Raw genomic sequence first — 21929 nt, 5'->3', positions numbered from 1 at the left:
TTATCCTCAATTCTTTTTAGCTATACCGATTGCAACTCCTGCGCTTGCAGTTGCCCCTAATGCTGCTCCTGTAGTAGCAACTACGGTTGCACCAGCTGCCATACCTCCTCCTCCAGCAGCAACTGCACCACCGCCAAGAGCTGCCAGAGAAGCCTTTGCCAATGCAGCACCTTTCAGCGTGCTAATAACAGTGCCAGACGCTGTTGCCCCGAGGGCACCTGTAGTGCCAATAGCTGCGGCGATTGGAGCTGCAAATGCTGCGGCTGCTCCACCAGTAACAACGGTAGTAACACATACCAATGCAACCTTACCGGGATGCTCCTTTACAATATTGACGGTAGTTGCAGATAAATCGACCACAGCCTTAGCTGTATCACCTACAAAATCAAAAACAGAATTGAAAAAAGACATATTTATAGCTCCAGGTTTGATTCAGATGAAATATCCGAACAACTTAGGGGCTATTATGTTCAACCGACTCCACATAATCTATTTAGAAAAATGACGTACCTTTTCCTACACTAGCTAGATTGTTGGGGCTTGCCGTCATAGAAACACATTAGCCTAGGTGAAGTGACTTACTCTCACAGCATTTGAGTAAGATATATCGAAATGTCTAACATATATTGAAAACTGTTGGTGTGATTAAATTTAAGTTTAAATGGAGCTTTTTAGCTTTTGCTTAGTTCGGTTCCCCCCTGAAGCTCCCACTTATCCCTTAACTGACTTGGAGAGTAGGGGCCGAATTTGCTTTCTCTAAGCCACTTAAGACTAACGCTCTTGGTTTTAATTTCTTTAGCAGCTACCAGATAAAACTCCCATTTCGACACATCCATGGCGTTCCATGCGGCATAATTTTTTTCCGTATGGAAGCAAAAACAGTAGTAGTCTGACTTTAGTGCTCCGAATTCCTGACTGTGATTATTAATTGTATTTTTAGCAACTAAACCCGAAAAACGAATTTTATTATCTGGTTGAAATACGACTTTAGACAGATCTTTAGTAGTACCATCAGGATTCAATGCCTTCCAAGACTGCCAATATGCACTAGCCTTAACTTCAATTCTAACCCCATCCTCACTTTTTAGATCGCTGTCAGCCCATAGGTAGCGTCTAGTACTATTGAGCCTCAAAATTTTTGCTACTAACCATTCTGCGAATATCCCTTTGTTCACATCGTCGCATAAATCTGAATAAGCCCATGAAAGAAAATCCAGTAATTTACCGTCCAACTTCAGGTCAGAATTTAGCAACTCATCATCAATGCTATTTATTATGCTCATTTAATCGCCTGTATGCTTGGAAGGTCTTTTAGTAAATTTTCCATTTCTCTGATTGGCCAAATAACACCCTTCAGCCCTTTGATTGTACATGGACGGTCAGATAGCATCAGCGATGTAGAGTATGGAAGCAAATCAGTGATTTTTTGTTTTCGGTAACTCAGTGTTATCTCTACATCACTGACCATTAATCTCATCGTTCCTTGGACAGAGCGACTGCACTCTGTATCCAGACTCACTTCTGCATCTTGCAGATATAACGCGGCCTTTTCCACAAGCTCACTCGACAATCCAGCTTTCATTAAACTGTTTATGAAAACGTCTTGAAACAGAATGGATAAACGGCTCAAATCACTTTTGAGTACACAGAGTATAAATACTGCGTACCGGGTAGCATCGTTAATAAACACCAAATTTTGTTTACGTTGAATGGTGACTATATTGGCATGCCAGTTAAGCAAAGGGTTAGCCTGGGCTGTGGAACACGTTTCGCCCGCCCCAAAGCGTGAAATGCTCAGTTGTTCAAAAAGCTTTTTGGTGCAATGTAAATTCACTGCCATTACCGCCTATTTGCATCACCTACTTTTAATATTAAATTCAGTGACTTGTAAAAATTTAAAAAATCCCGCCAACTACACTGCCGTATTCTAGTAAGCAAAATTGTACTTTTGGTTATGCCCAACACCGGGCTTAACTGAGGAAAAAGCAATGAGTAAACAAGGTTCATCTCGCCCAGCATCAAACCAGCCTGGCAATGGTGGTAATTGGCCAAGCACTACCGGTAACCCATCTGGTACTGGTCGCGGCAATGCAGTTCCAGCACCAGCTAAGCGTTAGTAAATGACTGCGGGGGAGCTTTCCCCCCGCTTCAGGGTTAGACTATGAAAAAATTTACCTCAAATAAAGACTTTAATGTGTATATTAAGCAACTTTGCAGAGCTGGCTGGATATTTATCCGAGGAAAGAAACACTCAAAGCTTATAGCGCCCTCAGGTAAAAGGGTTGTGGTTCCAGGCTCCCCAAGTGACAAGAGAGCTTGGATAACTTTAAACGCGATATTAGACTTTACTGCGCCGTGGAGGTTTTATGAAGCGGGGATTCATTCTACCAACACCCGTTGAAATCATTCGAGAAGCAGCAGGCTGTTTTGGTATTCGAAATACGAAAGTAACAAAGTACCTGGATGATAAAGCTAGGGAAGCAGTTCTTCACCCTGCTCAAATCAGCGAATTAATTAATAGTGTATTTTATGAATGCTTTGCCAAAAACGACTTGAATGGTTTTGCTGAATTTACCACACAAACAATAAATTCCATTATCGGTACATACTGCCGCAAAATGGCGGGTTGCGGCTTTTTCATTGGTTCGAGCCGTGAAAGAGCGCTTGTTACAATCAACCGTTACTTCTTCGCTATACAGCTAGAGTCCTTACTAACAAAAGTGCTCGACCCGTTCAGACGTTATTATGCGCCTTCGACTCTAGATTTCTTGAGTTCAAATTCAGCCTTTGATCAGGTTTGGCAGTGGTGCAGCGACACATTTTTGGACTGGAAAAAGTTTGAAGAGGCACCAAAAGAGGATAAAGATAAAATCAGAAATTGGCGTTCAGGAAAGCATCTTCCTGATTACCAACGTCTGAGAGCTATTATACCTCAGGTATGTCAATCTTATGCATTACCGCTATTGTTGACGGCCAGATTCATCGACGCACTTAAGAAAAAAAGTTGGGGTAAACGACTTATTCAAGGGGCCATCAACATACACGCTTCTGGCAGCTTCGATTTGCAAACAAAGATGAATAGACACCCGAATCGTTATTTTTCGGCATTTACTAGTTTTCGAAATGAGCTATCGGCTTTAGAGAAAATTCTGGTTAAACGACATAAAACATTAGATGACTTGGAATCTGCCATCAAACAACTACAAGTCTGCAAAAGCATCTCGGCATCTCTAATTCCAAAGGGCGGCGAGGGACTACTGAACTGGTTTGAAGCAAGATTTTTAGTTTTGTCAGGTCATTTAGCACCAGCAAAAGAACTCTATGAAAAAGCATTTGATGCTTTACTGTGCGGCGGCGGAGCATACATTGAGCAAGTAGTAAATGAGAGCTTAGTGGTTACAAGTGCAACAGAGAATCCAGATAACGTTTTTCTTAAAAAACTTAAAACAGCTCAAGTACTGTACGGCTATGACATCCCCTCAGCTGAGGTCGAATCCGGGCAAAAACAATTGCGCTTAAAAGACACAGTGGAAAAGTGGGAAGTTGATATGTGGCTAAAAGGGTTTGATCAGATGTTCTTACCTCGCACTTTATTCCCTGGCGTCTCTTATCCATTCACAGCAAACCATGGACCATTGATGCTAGATCATAATAGCGAGGTTAAGCCCGACTTAAGGTATCCCAAGAAGAAAATCAACGTCGGCAGTACATGGCAGCGAAGAATGCCTCAAATTAATTACTTCATCATGATGGATGATTTATCTTCAGTTAACCAACTTCTTAAGCATGGTGCTGAGGTAAATGTCTGCTCTGAGGTTGGTGACACTCCACTATTACTGTCACTGCATAAACTCGATTTACTCGAAGTCCCCTATATGTCCCTTAATAGACGATATTACGACGCGATAATCAAAATTCCGATGACTCCCAGCACTGTAAATCAAAAGACGGTAAAACAAAAGCACCTCGCAATTATACAAGCAGTCAGAACGGGTAAGCTCGAAATAGTAAGTAAGATTTTAGAGTTAGGTGCAGATGTTGGTATGCGGGGCTTAGCGGATAACCAAACTGCCCTAAATGAGATCATTAAGCTGGTTGGGGTTAAAAAAAATCCAAAGCGATTTCGTGAGGTTATGCTGCAACATCCTATAACGCCAGAACTCATTGACGTGGGTAGGCGGTTATCTGCTGGAGATTTTGGCTTTAGTCTCTCTGAGTTACAGGAGCAATTATCCGAACATCGAAAAACGCAGCTCTACAAAGAAATATCAGAAATGATGGCCGACCTGATGATTGATCGAGTATGCAAAAATACCAATATCGAAGAACTTAGAGATATTGCGAGACTACTAATAAGACAAGGCTCAGATGTCAATGCCGAGCACAACAGCCCCGCAAAAGGTTACACCCCATTAATGTTAGCCGCAGAGTTGGATGAGGCAGAGTTATTTTCGCTAATGCTTGAGTACGGTGGCAAGCCACATAAAACCTTTATTGACCCAAACACTAAGACTGCCAACAATGCATGGCAGATTGCCGCCTTTTGGCGCTCCCGCTCAATTTTGGCTTTGAGGCACTAAGGAACAGTTGTGTACGAAAAAGAACTAGAAGCGCTACTGCCGCGCTGCTTTGAAATGTATGATTTTATGGCGGAGCACGTTGAGCAGTTACAGCATCTTGAAGCGGTGCCGGAGCTTAAATGGCGAATGGCCTTTCAGTCAGGCATTTTGTCATTTGAACATGGCCTATCTTCTCTTCAGTTAATTGCTGATGGTTTCGCCTCATCGGGTTTTGCGTTGATGCGGCCCCAGTACGAAAGCCTGATACGTGGATTTTGGCTGATGTACGCTGATACTGAGGCTTGGTTTAATAAACTCTCAACAGCAGGCAAAGTTGGTCCGAACGAGATAAAAAAGCTGGAAACGCCCCTGATTGGAGAAATGCTTAGAGCACTTGAAAAATCGGATGCCCCGGCACACATTCTTAGCCAGTTGAATGACTTTAGAGGCATTAACAATTCAGCATTTAACAGCTTTACTCATAGCGGTCTTATCGCACTAGTTAGTAATGGCGTAGGGTATGAGCCCAAGGTTATTTATGATGCACTTCGAAACTGCAACGCTGTCGCTGCTATAAATATGCAAATGCTATCTATTTTGACTGGATATGAGGAAGCAATGGAGCCTGTCAGAAAGATGCATCATCACTTCGTTGACTGTCTACCTATTGTTCAGGCGTAATTACTTAATTGGCCGAAAATTAATACCTACGAACACTAACTATTTCAGAGTTATGCGTTATAACCATGATTTTTGACCCCGGTTCCAGTTCCTCAAATATTGATGCGTAGTACCGGGCGTTGAATTTGATAACTGGCAGTTTTAAGACCTCTCCATGCTCATTACAAAATTCTAGTACGACATTTAGACCATTATCATCAGCACTGACGTCATGGCTTAAGTAACAGTCCTTTAGCTCATAACATACATCTTGAGGTAAGTTAATTTTCTCCCTAGGAGGCAATCTTGGCGGTGGATGGACTACAGGACTGACTGCCGCAGACCTTGCTTTATATGTACTTTTGGGATTGTGTTGCCAAATCTGCGCTTCTGGATGGTTCCACACTGTCTTGCCATTTATACCGAAAATTTCTTTTTCGACTTCCTCAAGCTTGAAAGAGTTCTGGGAGTGGGTATCAAGCGTAATTTCTAATGTAAAAGCTTTACCTGCAATGATTTTTGTCGTTTTAGTTTTATCTATACCGTGCGTAACCTTAATTTCTACGTTCAAAACCCAACCATTTGAAGTGGTTAATCTAACATCTGGGATCGTAGCAATATTTTCATCACGGTACTCAAGTTCAGCGGCGGTAATCATCACAGAGTCGCTGATTTCGCCACTCAATGTTTTCGGTATGACTTTACCAACCTCAACACGGGGTATCTTAAACACCTTGTCGGTTCCAACGGCCTTCTTGAGACATTGTTTGGCGAAGGCGTGCAAAAGAGACTCATTGGTCACACCACAATCCGATGAATCTTTACAGTGTCTGAAATAATGTTGGCGCACATCTCCTAGGCACGCCTCCAATGCAACACTGCAATTAGGACATACACAGCTACATGCGAGCCCTCGCTCAGTAAGCGCAAGATCTTTAATTGACACAAATACGCCGTTTCTTAGCGCATATCTAAGTTCAGTCGCTACATGTCTTGGCTCCCTGATTATCACGTTGATAACGTCCCGGGCTAGATGGTTGATTTGAGTACTAGGTGGTTTCGGCGTCTTGCTCACGAACTCTATGCATGTGCAGATGGTCCTCAAGACAGAGATAGAACTCCTTTAAAAATTCATCCAAACTCTGTTTCTCATCATGAACCCAGTCAAAAAACAAGTCGAAAAATGGCTCTCTAAACTCGATATCATTTGGTGCGCCAACAGCATCAAAAATTATATCTAAAATTGTCTCTGAATATGGAATCGTGACGTCACAATCCATTGCTTCAGAAACTTTGTTAGCTGCTTTAGATTGCTCAGCAGCAATACAGAAAAGATCAGAGATTGTATGTTCATCAACTTTTCTAACTGCAAACGGAATTAAGCGCTCAGCCATTAAGACTCTCTTTTAAATTAAACTAATAGAAGCGTGAATCAGTAAAGCTAGTCACTTTCAACTGAAGGGCTTTTCTGCACTTTAATATGCATTAAAGAGCAAATTTTGCTCTTATTTAGAGACAAAGTGCTGCATATGTATCTAACTTAGTTAATTTTCAACATGCTGTCACTACTTTAGTTAAAATTTACATTGTCGTAACTATTGTAGATTATGCAGACGAGCGCGTGCTAGCTTAAAGCTCGTCAGATAGATAAGTAACATGCTTAGTCATGTTGCAGCAGAGAGGGGGGGGGAGTAAGAGCAAAGCCCAGTCTGGCTGGGCTTCGAATATCACATATTACTTTTTAGTCAGGATTTCTTCGCCATTTGCGGCAGCCCAGCCATTCCAGGCATCTGCGATTAACACATGTATAGTGCCACTGAATCAGGAGATGTACGAATTTAATTTGAGGTAAACCGTAACTTTTTCAAGTTGACTGTTGACGTATTTTTGTTCATGATGTATATGTTATTTAACATTTAACGCTCATATGCGTAACCTTTTTACCTTAATCGTAGATGTGGCGGAATATTTGAGTGCTATTATGGTCGACAGCTATTTGCAAAAAGAAAATGATGTAATTGATTACCTACGTTTATTTAACGGCAATAATCAAGATGTCGCCTCGAATAGAAGACTTGGTTTTCTAATTGATGGATTGAAAAATAATACCGTTTTTTTTATTTATAACTCTTTCTCTCAGCGTGTTGGTTATTTACTGTATGCAAAAATAACAATAGAGTCTTTATGGCAAAGCTATAAGTATAATAGAGATATCTTGCATTCTTTCGAGTGGGTTGAGGGAGATATTTACTGGATTAGGGATGTGTATATAGCGCATGGATTTTTCGATTTGTCTGCTAGAAAATGTATAAGGCAAGGTCTTAAGGATAAGTTTTTGTATATAAATTTCTCCAGCAATGTTCATATTTTAAAAAATTCCAAAAAGATAGACCTCAATAAGAAGTCTTATAATCTAGTTAGTGAATTGTCGGATGATCTTAGAAGATTTAATTTAAATGAATAGTGTGAAAAGTAAGAATATTACATTAAGTAAAGTAAAGCATTCTAAATGTGTGTGGACGAATGGCGCGCGCTCATATAATGATAATGAAAAGTTATTTTCCTACGTAAAAAAATCAGATAATTTATTTTTTTCCGAGATTGATGTCGACGATGATCTGACGACAATAGCTTACTGTGATTACTACGGTAGTTTTGGGATAGGTCCTAACTTTGGAAGTGGCCGTTCTGCTACCATTGAATCTTGTTTGGTTAAAGGTATAGGCCGCACACCGTTATCTGGAGTGACTGAAAGTGTATACAACTCTTCTGGAATTTATCCACTCTACGAAGGAATTACTGAAGTAATATCTTATATTATACTTAATAAAATATTGCCAGTTGGCTGTATTGAACATACGGCTCTTATTTATATCGGAAGGTCGCCGTTCTATTCAACATCTAGTAATGAAAATGTGATTTCAGACGGTTATCAAGACTTGGCCTTGTTAGTTAGGCATCCAGTCATAAGGGTTGGTCATTTTGTTAGAGCTAGAAATGCAGCTCCTCAGGAAGGGGTTGAATATTCAATTTATGATGATTTGGAAAGATTAAAGGAAAATATAGGGGGTCTGAATCAATGTCATAGCTTTCACGATGTTTTCACTTTGTTTTCAGAAAATTGTGCTAATCAGTTTTCATTTTCAAGAGTAAATAGGATTGGTCACGGAGCATTGAATCATTCTAATATAGCAATTGACGGAAAATGGCTGGATTTGTCGAACTCAACAGCAGTGCCTGATAATCATAATGGGCATGCAGGTTATGGTGATGTTCCTTTTCTTGATGAAGTAGGAATTGTAGAAGAATTATTAAAAGAATGGGTCTATAATTTCGGTAAGTTTACTTTTCAAAAAATAAGTATAGATTACTACTTGGATTTATATCGATCGAGGTATAAAGAATACTTTATAAAGCACTGCTTGGAATATTTTGGTTTATCATTTAGCGATGGTTGTCATCTTGATCCTAATGTTGAGCTTTTTTGTGCAAAGTATAATGTGTTTATTATGAACCCAACAAAAGTAATTATTGGTGTTCCAAGGGAGCAGTATGATATTGGTAAGCAGAGGAAGTATTTAAGATTTATTTTCGGCATGGCATTGTCTGAAGGGAATCCTATCTATAAATTATATTTAGACGAGTTCAATAGTAATTATATAAATAAGCTAGAATACAGATCGTTTTGCATGTTGTCCTCAATCAGATCTTTGAAGTCAGTATATCTAAGGCCTATGCTATATATCGGAAATATTTATCTTTACGCAAGGTCTATTGTCGGCTGTCATGACAATTTGCAGAGAATAATAGACGAGACTTCAGAAGTTGGCGATTGGTTTCTGTCAAAAAACATTGTTTTCAAAAACGTATCAACTGAACTGATTTTTGACGGATATAATTTTAAATTATTATACAATGATGAGGAGGTGGTTTTTGAGGACGCAAAGTCTTTAATAAGATATATGGAGAAAAATTCTAGTGTTGATTTTAAATTCATTGGGAAGGACTTCAAGGTTAATGTTATTGACGTTCTTAGTGAGCTGGTTTTTATCTTTAAATAAAATTATAGGAAATTTGACATGAAAACTGTAATATTTACTTTAGTTATTTCTTCGTTGAGTTTTGGCGCCTTAAGTTGTGAAGAAGGCAAGCAAAGCTTTGAAAAAACTATCGAGCTTGAATCTAAATATAAAGCATCAGAAGTTAATCCAATATTGTTTAAATCAAGTGGGTGTTTTTTAAGCTATCGTTCAAAAATTGAAACTGTTGATCAGCAGGTCTTTTTGAGTTTTATGAATGACGGGGCTAAAAAAATTGGTGGTTTTCCACCAGAACAAAGAGAGCAGGCGACTGTAGAATTTATCAATGAATTAACCGAAGAGATCCCTGTATATTTTGCTTATAACCCATCTATTCATAATAAAAACGACATAGTTATAGGTATTTACACTGAAACTGCTTCTTCAGTTAAAGGTGTCACTTCTCGGAATGGATTTACTGAGTATAACTTGACCGATAATATAAAAATTAATGGTAAATAAAAATTTAAGGACGGTTTTTATGAATAAGAAAAACTTATTTATGCCAACTGCGGCTATGGCTGCACAATTGATAGCTGCACCTGCTCACGCATATTGTTCTACATTAACCCAAGATATGCTAGGTTTCTATAATTGGGATTGCGAACTGTTAATACAAGGTGGTAATGCATCTAGTTGTTATGCTTATGTGGTTACGATAGACAGGCCTTATGGCTGGGGTACAGGTGTACCTTATCAACTTCAAATTCACCAAAATATTACTTGGGTGGGTGGTTCTTCTGTCACTAGACTTGTTCATTGGTGTGATATTACATCTTATACCTAGTTTTATGATTTTACATTTGTTATTTAGTGCAGAATGGATTTTCTAACTGGTCATACTATATTTATAGTGCTTTAGGCCAGTATATACATAAATTTTGTTGTCACATACAATTTTCCATATTCCACCTAACCTTCCGGTATCCTACATTTTCTCTTCTATATCTCAGACGATTTATTATATTATGATAGTCTTGAAATATTCCAAATAAGTTATGAAGAAGTTAAGGCTTATTGGGCTTAAATATCGAGAACACGTCAAGTATTAGAGCTCCTCCTTCGGGCCTTATGTTGGAAAGAAGAAACCCAGCTGGGCTGGGTTTCAGATATCAGGTGTTATTTCTTAGCCAGGATTTCTTCGCCATTAGCTGCTGCCCATTCATTCCAGGCATCTACTTTAGAGTTGTAGTTATCTAAAGCTTGTGCAGAGGCATCTGCGATTAATGCATCGATTTGCTTACCGTACTTTTTATCGACCTTAGATATTGGCACTACATCAACCCCACGATCCTGCAAACCTTTCTTCATGGTGTGAGTGCGCAGCAGGTTTAGCTGACCGTTCTCGACATAGAAGTACTGGCTGTCTTTGTTTATAGTCTTAAACTTCGGCTTAGTTGGGCGTTTATCAACTTTTTCAGAATCTTGTTGCAGTTCTGCTACAGCATCATTATGTAATTTGTAGCCTAGCTTTTCTAAGGTAAATCCCTGAGATTTCGCCAGTTGTTCTAACTGGTTAATCATCGCAACTTCGTTCTGCCGTTCAGCTATGATACTGTTTAGGGTTTCGATTACTTCCGTCAGTTTAACCAGCGTCAGTTCCTTTGCTGCTTTTTTTAATTCACGCTTATCTAATAAAATTGACATGGTTTTTTCCTTCAATAAATCAACCATGGAGAGTAAACAATTTCTCAATTAAAATAAAGATTTAAAAGATCTGGGATGCCTATTATTAATTTATTTATTCAGCGTGTATTAATAATCTTAAACTACTTACATGGAATTTATTCACTTAGTCGCATATCAGCTTTCAAGATCATGCTGTTTTTTTGTTAGCACCTGAGTGGTATTCATTAAAGTTTGGTTGAAAATTGGTCATCACACGGTAATAAATGGAATGCACGATGCCGTGTAGTTAATCAAAAGAAGGCATCACAATGAAAACCACAATTACCTTTACGTTAGTAGTACTGTCTTTCGTCTTTACCGGTATGGTATCCGCTGCGAACTGTGCTTATGGCTGCCCGACTGGTAAATCTGGACAAACAATTGATCGTCCTATCTACACCTTACACAACAACAGCAGCACAAAATTCGCTAACTGGGTCGCTTACAAAGTGACTCAGAATACGATTGATGGCCCAACCCGCACCCGTACTTGGAAAGCCGACCCTGACATTAACTCTACCTACACCCTTGAACCGGCAGATTACACTGACGCCAATGCGGTGCTGGGTACTGACCGCGGCCATCAAGTGCCGCTTGCCGCATTCAGTAATACCGCTTATTGGGCGATGACAAATTACCTCTCTAACATCACACCACAATCAGCCAACCTAAACCAAGGTGCGTGGGTTAACTTAGAGACTGCAGTAAGAAACCTGGCTCGCACGGGCCAGGATGTGTATGTGGTTACAGGTCCGCTATACGAGTGGTATTTTGGCACACTGCCCGGCGCAGATGAGAGCCATACTATTCCGTCAGGTTATTTTAAAGTGGTTATTACGGATAACGCAGGCTGGGTTGAAGCTTCTGCATATATTATGGAGCAGAACCTAAGTCGTTCTGCCAGCTATTGTCCGCGTGAAGTCACCATTAATCAGGTAGAGTCCCGAGCCGGCCTTAATATAATGCCGAGTTTACCTTCATACAAAGAGCCCGCGGTAGAGGGGCAGGTTGGTGGTCTGAAAGCTAAGCTGGCTTGCTGAAAAATTGAACATGGCCCAAGGAATATTAGCCTTGGGCCATCGTTAGATGAAGCTCTTACACTGAACTGAAGATATTCACTAAGTTGTAGTGGCTCATATCTGATCTGACAGTTTAGCCTAGAGGTTCCAATCTAACCCGACAGACAGTTATGAGCGAACAGCCGACTTTCGCTCATTGCTGTCAGTTGACCTAACTCATTAACCAATAAGGACGTTAGGCTAATGGCTTAGGTTTATCTACCAAGTATGGCTATCATGTGTCTACTTAAATAGTGGTGATTCAGACAAGCTAAGTTAAGATTTACTCTAATGCATTTTTTGCTGGAACATTTCTTTTCTACTAAATTATTTAATTAATAAGTTTTCAGCAGCCTTTCCAGCAGTTGTAGACCAAAAACAGACTATCGTTGTAATAGACAATTACAACCTCATTAAATAGTTTACGTCAGGTAAAATGATGAGTGAATTTCGAAACGATCTTGGCGAGCTACTTAGTGAAATCCGCTTACTTATTCAAGATTTCAGAAAACACTATTTTTCCCGTGAGTCAGTCAAGAATGAGTCAATTGATAGCAGCACGCCTAAAAGTAACTGGGTAATCTTAGTACCTCATATTGCCGGAGTACTAAAAATATTGATAACTGTTGGTCTTGGTACTTTGGCTGTGGCTGTAGTAAGCGAGAACAATCGGGAACGCAGTATAGCAATTGCCAGCAAGGAAGCTGACGCCAAAATTGCGAAAGACCGGTTCGAACTTGTTGCAAAGTACCTGAAACACGGCCTAGATGATAACCCACAAAAAAGGTTATGGTTCGCAGAATACTTCGCATCAGTTCTATGCGAAAAAGACACTCAACAGTGTTGGCAAGCTTATGCAGACAAGATGGCCGGTTATATAAGCGATGAACAGCAAGCAGAAATAGAAGTCGCTAATCTGCAACAACAAGTGGATAACAAAACTCTTACAGGCATAGACACATCTGCACTAGAAAAAGAATTGAAAGCGGAACAGGCTAAACTAACAGAGCTTCGAGCACGTTTAGGAGATAAACCAACGGTAATCGAAGGGCGCGACACCAGATTATCTGTTTTACATCCTGAATTTCGCTCCCGCTTATTATCACTGCTATCTAGTCTTAACCAAGAAAGTATACCTTTTCAGATTTTCGAAGCCTATCGTTCTCCAGGACGTCAGCAACAATTGTATCAACGGGGGCGAACAACCACTGGGCCAAAAGTTACTAACGCGGCCCCCTGGTCCAGTCTTCACCAATATGGCTTAGCCGTAGATATCGTCTTGTATGAAGATGGCAAATGGTCTTGGGACGACTCTGGTGAAAAGAAACATTGGTGGAAACGCTTGCACGAATTAGCCCAAATGTATGGTTTAGAGAACCCAACGTGGGATAGAGGTGGTATTCAGTTAAATGGGATTACATTATCAGAACTGAAAAAAGGTAACTATCCTGAAAATGGCGATCACAGCTGGGCAGAGCATCTCTCATCGGCAATTGAAAATTGGATAGGTGAGCCTGAAGCTCCGCCAAAACCCAAAATTCCAATAAACTAACTGTACTTATTTCATTAATAATGTCTGTTTTACCGATAGTTGTAAAACTTAAAAAGTAGGACTATGTACCCATAAACTAACAATGACCTAAATTAATATCCCATTAGGTGGTTTATCACTATGAGATAAGGGGAGTATTTTCTGGTGTAAAACGTCACTTGAACATAGAGCCCTCCTAAAGTTGTATTCTAAATTAAGCGTGTCTAGTCTTTTAGGGGAAGTCCAGACTGTCAGATTTGATCAAGCTCGATCATGAAAAGTGTCAGATGAAAATAAGACCAATCCAACTAAGTCCTCATCAAACCATATGCCTATTTGGACTACCAATACATCACAATACTAAAAATTGCTCTACCAAATTGGTATTGAAATTTACCCCACACACGGGTAGCTGAGTAACAGCCATCTTTAAGCGGTCATCACAAAACAGAGTTTTACATCCTTCGAGTTCAGATTTAAAAATTAGCTTGCCAGACAGCGCGCGCTCATCAAACACTAATTTCTCTAACTCAGTTGAGTGCGCAGCCTCATGGGGGACACAATCAGCAAGAGACTCTTTGCCTAACTCCAAACAATTAAACAACCACCAATCTGTGCCATTCAAATCAATAGGCAAAAACTCACCATGAGCAGATAAATCAGAGGACAGCGAGTCATAAGCTAATGGACTCAAAAGCAAAAAACTTCCCCAAAGCGAAACGTCGCTGGGTTCATTCTTGTATTTTTTATTGAAACCACAACTGGGTTTCACCCACCTGTCCAAAATGCTTACAGTTGAGTTTGAAAGCCGTCTCACTAACTTGAAGTCTTTATCTCCAAGCATTTTAGCCATTGAAATAACATCAAAATCGATAAGCTCGTGAGTGTTTTTAGGGGCTGCAATTCTGAATATCATGAGCGAACTCCGGAGCCCGCATCATCTAACGAAAAAACGCCGTACCTTAATCGCCGTTTTACATCTTTCAGCCAGCCTACATAAACATGTTCGGGGACATTATCATTCATAAACTTCTGTGATATCCAATGCTCGTACTCTGTGCAATGTAATGACCGATGACCAGAGGCTTCAGGCGTAGCCCAATCATCAGGTTTATTTTTCTCATAATTTCTTAACCACATACCATTTTTCGGATCGTTAATACCAATCCCATACGAGTGTAAATTGAGACGGCAAATCATCATTTGATACTGTAAGTATCTACCTTTGCCTGGAATTATGTGATGAGCTTCATGTATTGGGCTAGGCTTTGGCTCTCCGGCAGCAAACAGGTTTTTTCTCAACGTTTTAGTGGGGTGATGCTTTTCTCTAGCTAATTCTTCCTGAGACATAGAGGAACATGCGTCTCTATATGACTGCAGATGTTCATGTAATTTAACCTGAACTCCAATCTTTCTGCGTTCTATTCGAAGATGTTCCCAGTCTCTTTCGCATTTTGCAATCCGAGCTTGTCGTACTTTTTCACATTCATTGGCGGGAGTGGCCTTATTTCGTTCAATGTGAAACGCCCGAGCCTTGAGTTCATAATTATAAATAACCATTTCGAGCGGGCTGGGATTTAAAGGACGTTGCGGCATAGGCAAAGTCGGAAAATTGTGTGTAGTGCTCGGTTTCATCATGAAGTTCACTCCCTCATTTGTTTCAGCAAGTGGAAGTATTTTAGTTATTACGGAGGTTGACATCAATCATTTGTAAATCTATTTTTAACCAATAATTCACTTATTGGATCTGAATATGGATAATCAGAGGGTTACAGAGCAGCAGGCTGTTGCCATGCTAAAGGTGTGGAACGGCCTTGGCCGGGATTTGCCGTCACTGGCTAAACTACAACCCGACACTAGTAAAACGCTGATCGTGTTAATGCTACCTGGCTACCGCTGTAACCAATGGTATCAAGTCGGTGATGCCTACAATTGCTATAAGGATGCACTGACGAGTCTTGGGACATTAATAGATAAAACATGTACTGCAAACTAAAAACAGGTTGGTATATACAGGGGCTTTCTTCATAAGGTATTTAAATGTAGTGGCTCATATCTGATCTGACAGTTTAGCCGAGAGGTTCCAATCTAACCCGACAGTCAGTTATGAGCGAGAAGCTGCTGTTCATTCAGGCGATCTCGAAAAAACGAATATCTACTTTGCCTTAGTTGCAGACATTCGTCTTTTGTGAACTCAGCATGTGAAAAAACCTCTACTTAACTGACCCAATTCAGTGTGTCACTACCCTATGTCTGTTCTATCAAACCAACCAAGCGCAAGAACCGACGATCACTAACAAGCATTGGGGCTGTTTCTTCGATAAGGTCGAGTACTAGGGCTAGATCATATGGAATGTCTTCGGCACTGTTGGGGATAACTGCATCAAGCAATTCTAAAACGTCTGCAGGATACTTTTTCGTCAGAAGCTGTTCTTCGCTAGCTTCCCGGCCGAAGTTATAGAGCCAGTGGCTCTCACGCTCTACAGGCACTAAATAGCGGCGAACAGCTCTTAGAACTTCGGGAAACCGCTCATCGGTACGCTCCAGTAGAGATACCCAGGAAAATACCAAATTAGAGGTTATGAATTTGCGCTCTCTTGGCCAGACTGTGTTGATAAACGGTATAACATGCTTAGACCAACCATTATTTTCTGTGCGTCCTATGTTACCAAGCTGCCACACTGCATCCTGCCGGGTTCGATCATTCATACTGCGCAAACAATGGCGAGCTTCTTTAGCATTCAATCCATCTGGTTTATCGCTTCGAAATACAGCAAGGTTAATAATAATCTGAGTTGCGATCCTCGCAAGATTTTCACCCCAACTCCATCTATAAAGAGCCGGGAACAAATACAGCAACTTTGGCTTGAGAGCAGCCCCAATCTCTTGTGGTGGGAGCTCTGCTGCAAAAAGATATCCATTCCAAGCCGGCTCCGAAAAATAGTTATCAAAGTCGAACCAGGGAACAACTCTGTCTCTTACCCACGCAGGATCCAAATAAAGCAGCCACTTAATTTGCCTAGTTAGAATAGCGACTGCGTGATCTTTTCCTTCACCTGGGGCTGCAACCAAGCGCTCAATTCGAAATTTAAACCTTTCTGGTATTCCTTCCTCTTGATTCAGTTTCAGAGAATCTAGAGTATTGTGTAATCCTTGCATCGCATGCCCGATAGGGCTGTTTATTGCGTAATCCATGGTTCTGCGTGAGCGTTCAATAACCGTTCCACCACTTCGAACTTCCTCAATTGCACTGCGGGTCGCAACCCCATCTTCAGAAATCAACCCGGAAACTAGGTGATCAAACGTATTCCAGGCAAGCTCTGGTTCAAAAACCACCGCTGAAAGTAGTTTGTCCCGAAGCCAACTCCCAACTGAATGTCGTAATTCACGAATAGCTTCATAAGGTAGGCGTCCGAGCCGATGCAAAAATACACGGAAAAGCCTTGGGGGAACTCCATCTGGCCAATCACCAATCAAAGCAGACCAAAATTCTCGAGGGTATTCACCGCTCCTAGCCACATAAGAAAGCGATGACAGCGCCTTACGTGGATTGGCTTTAACTAAACCATTGAAAGGCTGTCTATTCGTAAAGCTGTCTAAATCACGCCCATGTTCAGCCTTCGCTCTGACCACCACCTCACTAACCGGCAAATCGATAATGGTTGCAGGCGCCTCATCTGTTCCAATGCGCCTAACATATCCATAATGCTCTTTAACCAAACTGGATGTCCAGCCATCGTTCCAACTCGGGATCCTCGATATCATACCCTCCAATCGACTTGTTTGATTTTCCATCAGACATTTACCTTGTAAAACCAACCAACGTGTGTACTGACTCGCTATTTCGTTATTGATTGTTGGGTATTCTTCGTCAGACCAATGTTCCTCTTTGTCTGGTCCGTTAAGTAGCCGATCTGCAAGAGCAGTTTTATTTTCGACAGAAAAGCTTTCCCATCGGTCACTGATCAAGAACAATAACTCTCGACGTACATTCATATCCCAAAAGCACTCTTGCGAAAGGTTCAGCAAACTTTCAGCTGCCTCATCGGCTTCAAATAGCTCAACATGACTCAGTGCGAATAGCTTAAGTTTCCTAAAGTAAAACCTATCTTCGCGAGGCCATGTAGCTACATACCCTCGCGTGATCTCAGGGAAGTTTGAGGCCATTCGAGCAAACAATTCGAGGAACCATCTAAACACTTCATGGCGCTCATGGTTTTGGCCTTCAACCTCTCGATCTGGATAACACGTCGGAGCAGAGAAATATAATGTGTTTGTGTCCTCTAGAAGCCCGGCAGCATGGTGGAAATGTCTCTCAGCAACACGAAAAACAGCTCCTATCACCAAGTCAGGCACAACAAGTTCTTCACTATGTCTATCAGGAAATTTCACAGTCCAGCGCGGAAAACTCTCGGTAGTCGAGTCCTCCCAGCTGCCGAATGGTGGTTTCGACACCTTAATACCTATAGGAGGCTCCAACGATAAGATGGGTTCTGTTACTTCTTCGAAGTATCGGAGTACTGCAGGAGTCCAGCCTTCGTTTTTAATTCTTTTTTTAACATCGTACCAGCCAGAATCCCAACGAAAGTTTCTGCTATCAGATTGATATTTAATAATAAGACTCCAAGTACGACGAGCTTCCGGGTGAAATTGCAGATTTCTTTGGAGTTCCCTCTCTATACTGGCCATAAGCCTCGGATGTAGTCCACTTTGGCGGGCCGCCCACCATGCGGCAATAGGGCTGTCTAAATGCTTTGTAATCCAGTTGCATAGATGGAGTAGTCTTGGTGGCATGCTTTCAGAGCCAGCTATTTGCCGATTTCCGAGTCTATGAAAAGTTGATGGATTAGTGTCGCTTCGGCGCCATTCCAGAATATGGTCGTAGACCCAATTGGACTCTTTATCAGCATCAGAAGGCCTTGGAGGGTCATCATCTAGGCCGTACTCCAGTAATGGATCAAAAATTTCTCCGTTATCTAAATAATCTTTGCTCACTTTACCTACGCGACACCAGGCATCAAAAACACACAACCATTCTGGCGGAGGAAGAGGATTAGCTTTTGCAAACAAACGAGCTCCAGCGGTTGTTCTGACTAAATGGATCACTTGGCCTCGTTCAAAAGCTGAAAGCTGGCGAGGGCCCTTCATAGCCAAGTTAATTACATTGGACCTCCACAGTCGTGGATTGTCGGCTCGCTCCGCCCAAGCTTCAAGACTTTGCCAAAGACTTGGGTAATCTTTGCAGGCAATAGCTGTTACACCGCGATCCCTCCACTTAGCTTCTATATTTTCGGGCTCTCCCTTATCAAAAGCATAAAGATTTGATCTGTCTGAAAGGCCATTATGATTAAGCCCCTGAAGCAAATACTTCACTGGCGGATCTTCAGCTTGATAGCCCAGAAGAACAACTGTGTAACTTTTTAATAACGATCGAATAAAGTTGGTAGCCCACCCCTCAGATAAATAGGCTCGCCCAAAATCGGCACTACTCAGTACATAAGGATGCAGCTTGACATCTGGGTTTTGAAGGCGGCCGTGTAGATAGGTGATGCCAGTTAAAGGTACACCGAGGTTAATGTCGGGAAAGGCAGGTGGTTCATAAATCTTCCCTTCTGCACATATCAAATCAGGTTCGAAAAGCAAGTCGAAGTTGGTAGTTACGACCTGCGGTTTGCCATTTTGGTCAGTCGATATTTTCGTAATTATATTATGTTCTTTACTTTTGACATCGTAAGCTCTGGCACGCCAAAGTCGTTCTGCAACCAAAGCATTGACGTCCTCTCGACCATATTCCTGATAGAGGAGATGAAAGATCTGGTCAAGAGGAGCCTTCGGGCGATTTTGTTTACTCTCATAATCTTCAATCCAAAGTCTAAACTCAGACTCCACTGTAGAATCTTTAGGTGGATCGAAGGAATCAACTACATGTTTTGTTAGCTCATAGAAAGTAGGCATTCCTGCATTCAAAGAAACTCCTGCTCCACACAGAAACACAACTCGTCCCTGATCTCGCCGTTCAAGCAGTAGATCTGGAATACTTGGACCATCTTTAAAGAAACGCACGTTTAATATCCCTTTAAGTAGCTATTCCAGTGGATATGGTTGATATTCAATCTTAATCCATATTACTTTTATTTGTCGAACCATGTACTTGTAAATATGATTTTCAGTACATTGAACTCTACAATCTGAATGTGCAGCTGTAGTTGCTAACTAAATTTTGTTACTTCGTTATATTCTTAACCTTGGTAACCTTCAGAAACGAGAAATGGACAATCTACGTATTTTGACGTTTTGACAATATCCTGAGGTTTAGAAAAACTCGAAATCCGAGAGTCACGTTTTTCAAGTAACGTCCGCTTTCAGTGAAAAGCGCCGATTTAATCGCATCTCAGTGAATATCCGCTTTTGGCACTAAGCTGATTGTCAGATTTGATCAAGCTCGATCATGAAAAGTGTCAGATGACATTAAGACCAATCCAATTTAAATTGCAAATCTCATCCAGATCGAGGGACTGTAAAAACACACATATACAAGTGGGCTAAGACAGATAATAATCATGAACAAAAATATCAACCAAGAGTTCTACTTTCACTTACGTTACGTGATGCACAAAATTTCATAGCCTTAGCTGAATTACGTTTCCCGATGCTTCTGAAGTTGATGTCAAAGCCTATAAACTCCGCAGTATATGCTGCAGCATCCTGTGATTGCTTAGTAAGTTGATGCCCCCAATAATCACTATGCTTTGCCCCCTTAACCTCTTTTTCACTCAACATTCCCGCAACCGTTGGTGGTGGTTTATCACGACCTAATGCCACAGGAAAAAAACCCTCACCACGGCCCGCTGCAAATTGGCCGGGGGGGAAGGCCGCTTTTAGAACTAAATCGCTACTAGAATGAAGCACTAATACATGTTTAGCACGGGCTATTGCTGAAGCAAGGCGTCCCCCGTATTCCACTTGAAAAACAGGTACGGCGGCTGCCATTAAACATAGTTTCCCGACTTGTGGCCGAGCCCCAAGCTTCCTAATTGTTTCGAGTACTACTCTGCAGCCGAGGGAGTGTCCAATGAAGTGGACAATTTCAAGGTTTGGCATTTGCATAAGAAACTTCGCGAGTATTGCACCAGCTTTCTTCGCTGTGCCAACTGCATAAGGATAAACCAAAAAATCAGCAATATCGAACAAGCCCCAAGCTGCATCTCCCGGCCAATGTACGTCAGCCAAAATTGATTGAAGTGATGCTGGTTGCAGACTTGAGTTCAGGCTATATTGCCGTTTGCGAAACCCCTCATAAGCAACTGCGGCTTCGCCGTAATGGTTATTAAATCCATGCACCAAAACAACTATCTCGCGCCTATCAAAACCTTTATTACTCGGTTCCATCAATAAACTTTGCCGAAGGTCCCCTCCTTCAAAACTTTGACGGAGCTGATAGACTACACCAGACGGATAACCTTTGGGAACGCCAACGTATCTAGCCACTTTGACGGACCTTTCTTAGTGCTACTACTAAATCTTTTGCAACAGGAGCGACTATACCACCGATAAGTGATGCGATCAGTATTCGTAACCAATCCAAGGGGCCGGTCTCATTACCTGTCGTAATTTCAAGATAAATTAAGCTAATAAAAAGCAGGACGCCCCCTAAAATAATTGAGTGTCTCTGATTGCTATGACTCCATACAAACTTCATTTCAATTTGCAGACAGTCTAATCTCCGCTTCGCAAGCTTGCTCAGTCGACTAAAGACATCTGCACGCTTCTTCATGGCCTGGTGATCATTGTTATTTGCATCAGGGGTAAAGGTTGACTCCGTCAGCCATTGTAAAATGTCTTCCTTATAAGCTCCTTGGGTGAGAAATTGATAGAGTTGAGGGTAAAGGTTTGGATCTGAGAGCGCTGAATCCGCAGCTTCCTGGATTTGACCCATCATTTTTTCAAGCTCAAGCGCAAACAGAGCGTTTTTTGGTATGAGTTTAAAATGTTCGTCTTTAATCCCGTCAAGAGTGAAACTAGCATCAAGACGTTCGCCAGTAGTAAGCAAAATAAGTTGCCGATATACATTGTTTTGCAGTCCTTCGGGATGCTCAGACTGATTTTGTGATGTTTCAAGAGGGAGCGACGTTTCAGTAATCCATTTGTGAATCTGACGCATGTGGAACTTTTCCCTGCTATTAAAGATATTCTTCCACATTTCAAGAAGCGCCATTGCAAGTACACTGGTGGCGGTTAAAAGCAATGCGTAGTGCAGAAGGAAGTCACTCAAATAATAAATGACTTCTATTAATGCGCTAAATAACTGTTCCTAACAGTAGATCACTAAGGGAAAGGAACTCAATGCGGTTTGCGCGATCAGATCGGTCGCCAA

20 protein-coding genes are annotated in these 21929 nt (G+C 41.2%); 9 read left to right on the top strand and 11 right to left on the bottom strand.

Annotated elements, in window-relative coordinates; translation table 11 throughout:
• Positions 1-6: 6 nt before the first annotated feature.
• The 3 genes from MJX74_RS00100 to MJX74_RS00090 form a co-directional block, all read right to left on the bottom strand.
• Positions 7-411 carry a hypothetical protein gene (locus MJX74_RS00100; protein ID WP_240219790.1) on the bottom strand — a complete coding sequence of 135 codons (405 nt, stop codon included), beginning with the start codon at positions 409-411 and terminating at the stop codon, positions 7-9.
• 260 nt (positions 412-671) lie between these two features.
• The gene (locus MJX74_RS00095; protein ID WP_240219788.1) at positions 672-1283 is read right to left on the bottom strand and encodes a hypothetical protein; all 612 of its coding nucleotides are present in this window, start codon (positions 1281-1283) and stop codon (positions 672-674) included.
• Positions 1280-1840: a DUF6933 domain-containing protein gene (locus MJX74_RS00090; RefSeq protein WP_240219786.1), complete on the bottom strand. Its 561-nt coding sequence runs from the start codon at positions 1838-1840 to the stop codon at positions 1280-1282. The genes MJX74_RS00095 and MJX74_RS00090 overlap by 4 nt, the downstream gene beginning before the upstream one ends.
• A 526-nt stretch (positions 1841-2366) precedes the next feature.
• Between MJX74_RS00090 and MJX74_RS00085 the strand changes: the two genes are divergently transcribed.
• Together MJX74_RS00085 and MJX74_RS00080 are read left to right on the top strand one after the other, a co-directional pair.
• On the top strand, positions 2367-4580 hold the full coding sequence (locus tag MJX74_RS00085; RefSeq protein WP_240219784.1) for an ankyrin repeat domain-containing protein: 2214 nt from the start codon (positions 2367-2369) through the stop codon (positions 4578-4580).
• A 9-nt stretch (positions 4581-4589) separates the two neighbouring features.
• Positions 4590-5240 (top strand): DUF6988 family protein, encoded by a 651-nt coding sequence (locus MJX74_RS00080; protein WP_240219781.1) that lies wholly within the window; start codon positions 4590-4592, stop codon positions 5238-5240.
• Positions 5241-5259: 19 nt separating this feature from the next.
• Here the strand turns inward: MJX74_RS00080 and MJX74_RS00075 are convergent, their stop codons facing one another.
• Positions 5260-6021 (bottom strand): hypothetical protein, encoded by a 762-nt coding sequence (locus MJX74_RS00075; RefSeq protein ID WP_240219773.1) that lies wholly within the window; start codon positions 6019-6021, stop codon positions 5260-5262.
• A gap of 247 nt (positions 6022-6268) precedes the next feature.
• Positions 6269-6613, bottom strand: a complete 345-nt coding sequence (locus MJX74_RS00070) for a hypothetical protein (protein ID WP_240219771.1) — start codon at positions 6611-6613, stop codon at positions 6269-6271.
• Between the two features lie 575 nt (positions 6614-7188).
• On the opposite strand from MJX74_RS00070, the gene MJX74_RS00065 reads away from it, so the two are divergent.
• The 4 genes from MJX74_RS00065 to MJX74_RS00050 are packed head-to-tail and all read left to right on the top strand — an operon-like array spanning position 7189 to position 10085.
• Positions 7189-7683: a hypothetical protein gene (locus tag MJX74_RS00065; RefSeq protein WP_240219769.1), complete on the top strand. Its 495-nt coding sequence runs from the start codon at positions 7189-7191 to the stop codon at positions 7681-7683.
• Positions 7676-9280 (top strand): hypothetical protein, encoded by a 1605-nt coding sequence (locus MJX74_RS00060; RefSeq protein ID WP_240219767.1) that lies wholly within the window; start codon positions 7676-7678, stop codon positions 9278-9280. Before MJX74_RS00065 ends, MJX74_RS00060 begins: the two co-directional genes overlap by 8 nt.
• Before the next feature lie 18 nt (positions 9281-9298).
• Entirely contained in the window at positions 9299-9760 is a 462-nt protein-coding gene (locus MJX74_RS00055) for a hypothetical protein (RefSeq protein WP_240219765.1), read from the top strand.
• Positions 9761-9779: 19 nt separating this feature from the next.
• The gene (locus tag MJX74_RS00050) at positions 9780-10085 is read left to right on the top strand and encodes a hypothetical protein (RefSeq protein ID WP_240219763.1); all 306 of its coding nucleotides are present in this window, start codon (positions 9780-9782) and stop codon (positions 10083-10085) included.
• A 332-nt stretch (positions 10086-10417) separates the two neighbouring features.
• Here the strand turns inward: MJX74_RS00050 and MJX74_RS00045 are convergent, their stop codons facing one another.
• Positions 10418-10945, bottom strand: a complete 528-nt coding sequence (locus MJX74_RS00045; protein ID WP_240219761.1) for an H-NS family histone-like protein — start codon at positions 10943-10945, stop codon at positions 10418-10420.
• 290 nt (positions 10946-11235) lie between these two features.
• Here MJX74_RS00045 and MJX74_RS00040 point away from each other — a divergent pair, with 290 nt between their 5' ends.
• Positions 11236-12006 carry a DNA/RNA non-specific endonuclease gene (locus MJX74_RS00040; RefSeq protein ID WP_240219759.1) on the top strand — a complete coding sequence of 257 codons (771 nt, stop codon included), beginning with the start codon at positions 11236-11238 and terminating at the stop codon, positions 12004-12006.
• 457 nt (positions 12007-12463) lie between these two features.
• Positions 12464-13576 carry a M15 family metallopeptidase gene (locus MJX74_RS00035; RefSeq protein ID WP_240219754.1) on the top strand — a complete coding sequence of 371 codons (1113 nt, stop codon included), beginning with the start codon at positions 12464-12466 and terminating at the stop codon, positions 13574-13576.
• A gap of 331 nt (positions 13577-13907) precedes the next feature.
• Here MJX74_RS00035 and MJX74_RS00030 read toward each other — a convergent pair whose 3' ends face one another.
• A complete protein-coding gene (locus MJX74_RS00030) occupies positions 13908-14471 on the bottom strand; it encodes a hypothetical protein (RefSeq protein WP_240219753.1) in 564 nt (187 codons plus the stop codon).
• The gene (locus tag MJX74_RS00025) at positions 14468-15193 is read right to left on the bottom strand and encodes an AHH domain-containing protein (protein WP_240219752.1); all 726 of its coding nucleotides are present in this window, start codon (positions 15191-15193) and stop codon (positions 14468-14470) included. The genes MJX74_RS00030 and MJX74_RS00025 overlap by 4 nt, the downstream gene beginning before the upstream one ends.
• Positions 15194-15308: 115 nt before the next feature.
• On the opposite strand from MJX74_RS00025, the gene MJX74_RS00020 reads away from it, so the two are divergent.
• Positions 15309-15551, top strand: a complete 243-nt coding sequence (locus MJX74_RS00020; RefSeq protein WP_240219751.1) for a hypothetical protein — start codon at positions 15309-15311, stop codon at positions 15549-15551.
• Between the two features lie 251 nt (positions 15552-15802).
• Here the strand turns inward: MJX74_RS00020 and MJX74_RS00015 are convergent, their stop codons facing one another.
• The 3 genes from MJX74_RS00015 to MJX74_RS00005 form a co-directional block, all read right to left on the bottom strand.
• Positions 15803-19522 (bottom strand): SIR2 family protein, encoded by a 3720-nt coding sequence (locus tag MJX74_RS00015; RefSeq protein ID WP_240219750.1) that lies wholly within the window; start codon positions 19520-19522, stop codon positions 15803-15805.
• Positions 19523-20128: 606 nt separating this feature from the next.
• Entirely contained in the window at positions 20129-21043 is a 915-nt protein-coding gene (locus MJX74_RS00010; protein ID WP_240219748.1) for a DUF726 domain-containing protein, read from the bottom strand.
• Entirely contained in the window at positions 21036-21770 is a 735-nt protein-coding gene (locus MJX74_RS00005) for a hypothetical protein (RefSeq protein ID WP_240219747.1), read from the bottom strand. Before MJX74_RS00005 ends, MJX74_RS00010 begins: the two co-directional genes overlap by 8 nt.
• Positions 21771-21929 lie beyond the last annotated feature (159 nt).

The sequence above is a fragment of the Rheinheimera hassiensis genome (assembly GCF_022436675.1).
In the GTDB taxonomy this organism is placed as follows: domain Bacteria; phylum Pseudomonadota; class Gammaproteobacteria; order Enterobacterales; family Alteromonadaceae; genus Alishewanella; species Alishewanella hassiensis.
Note: the sequence above shows the minus strand (reverse complement) of the source record. Positions and strands in the feature narration are given on the sequence as shown.

Excerpts from the sequence above, each read along its gene's own strand:
- MJX74_RS00100 (WP_240219790.1), bottom strand. The coding sequence starts at position 411 with ATGTCTTTTTTCAATTCTGTTTTTGATTTTGTAGGTGATACAGCTAAG.
- MJX74_RS00095 (WP_240219788.1), bottom strand. The coding sequence starts at position 1,283 with ATGAGCATAATAAATAGCATTGATGATGAGTTGCTAAATTCTGACCTG.
- MJX74_RS00090 (WP_240219786.1), bottom strand. The coding sequence starts at position 1,840 with ATGGCAGTGAATTTACATTGCACCAAAAAGCTTTTTGAACAACTGAGC.
- MJX74_RS00085 (WP_240219784.1), top strand. The coding sequence starts at position 2,367 with ATGAAGCGGGGATTCATTCTACCAACACCCGTTGAAATCATTCGAGAA.
- MJX74_RS00070 (WP_240219771.1), bottom strand. The coding sequence starts at position 6,613 with ATGGCTGAGCGCTTAATTCCGTTTGCAGTTAGAAAAGTTGATGAACAT.
- MJX74_RS00060 (WP_240219767.1), top strand. The coding sequence starts at position 7,676 with ATGAATAGTGTGAAAAGTAAGAATATTACATTAAGTAAAGTAAAGCAT.
- MJX74_RS00055 (WP_240219765.1), top strand. The coding sequence starts at position 9,299 with ATGAAAACTGTAATATTTACTTTAGTTATTTCTTCGTTGAGTTTTGGC.
- MJX74_RS00050 (WP_240219763.1), top strand. The coding sequence starts at position 9,780 with ATGAATAAGAAAAACTTATTTATGCCAACTGCGGCTATGGCTGCACAA.
- MJX74_RS00045 (WP_240219761.1), bottom strand. The coding sequence starts at position 10,945 with ATGTCAATTTTATTAGATAAGCGTGAATTAAAAAAAGCAGCAAAGGAA.
- MJX74_RS00040 (WP_240219759.1), top strand. The coding sequence starts at position 11,236 with ATGAAAACCACAATTACCTTTACGTTAGTAGTACTGTCTTTCGTCTTT.
- MJX74_RS00035 (WP_240219754.1), top strand. The coding sequence starts at position 12,464 with ATGAGTGAATTTCGAAACGATCTTGGCGAGCTACTTAGTGAAATCCGC.
- MJX74_RS00030 (WP_240219753.1), bottom strand. The coding sequence starts at position 14,471 with ATGATATTCAGAATTGCAGCCCCTAAAAACACTCACGAGCTTATCGAT.
- MJX74_RS00025 (WP_240219752.1), bottom strand. The coding sequence starts at position 15,193 with ATGATGAAACCGAGCACTACACACAATTTTCCGACTTTGCCTATGCCG.
- MJX74_RS00020 (WP_240219751.1), top strand. The coding sequence starts at position 15,309 with ATGGATAATCAGAGGGTTACAGAGCAGCAGGCTGTTGCCATGCTAAAG.
- MJX74_RS00005 (WP_240219747.1), bottom strand. The coding sequence starts at position 21,770 with ATGGCGCTTCTTGAAATGTGGAAGAATATCTTTAATAGCAGGGAAAAG.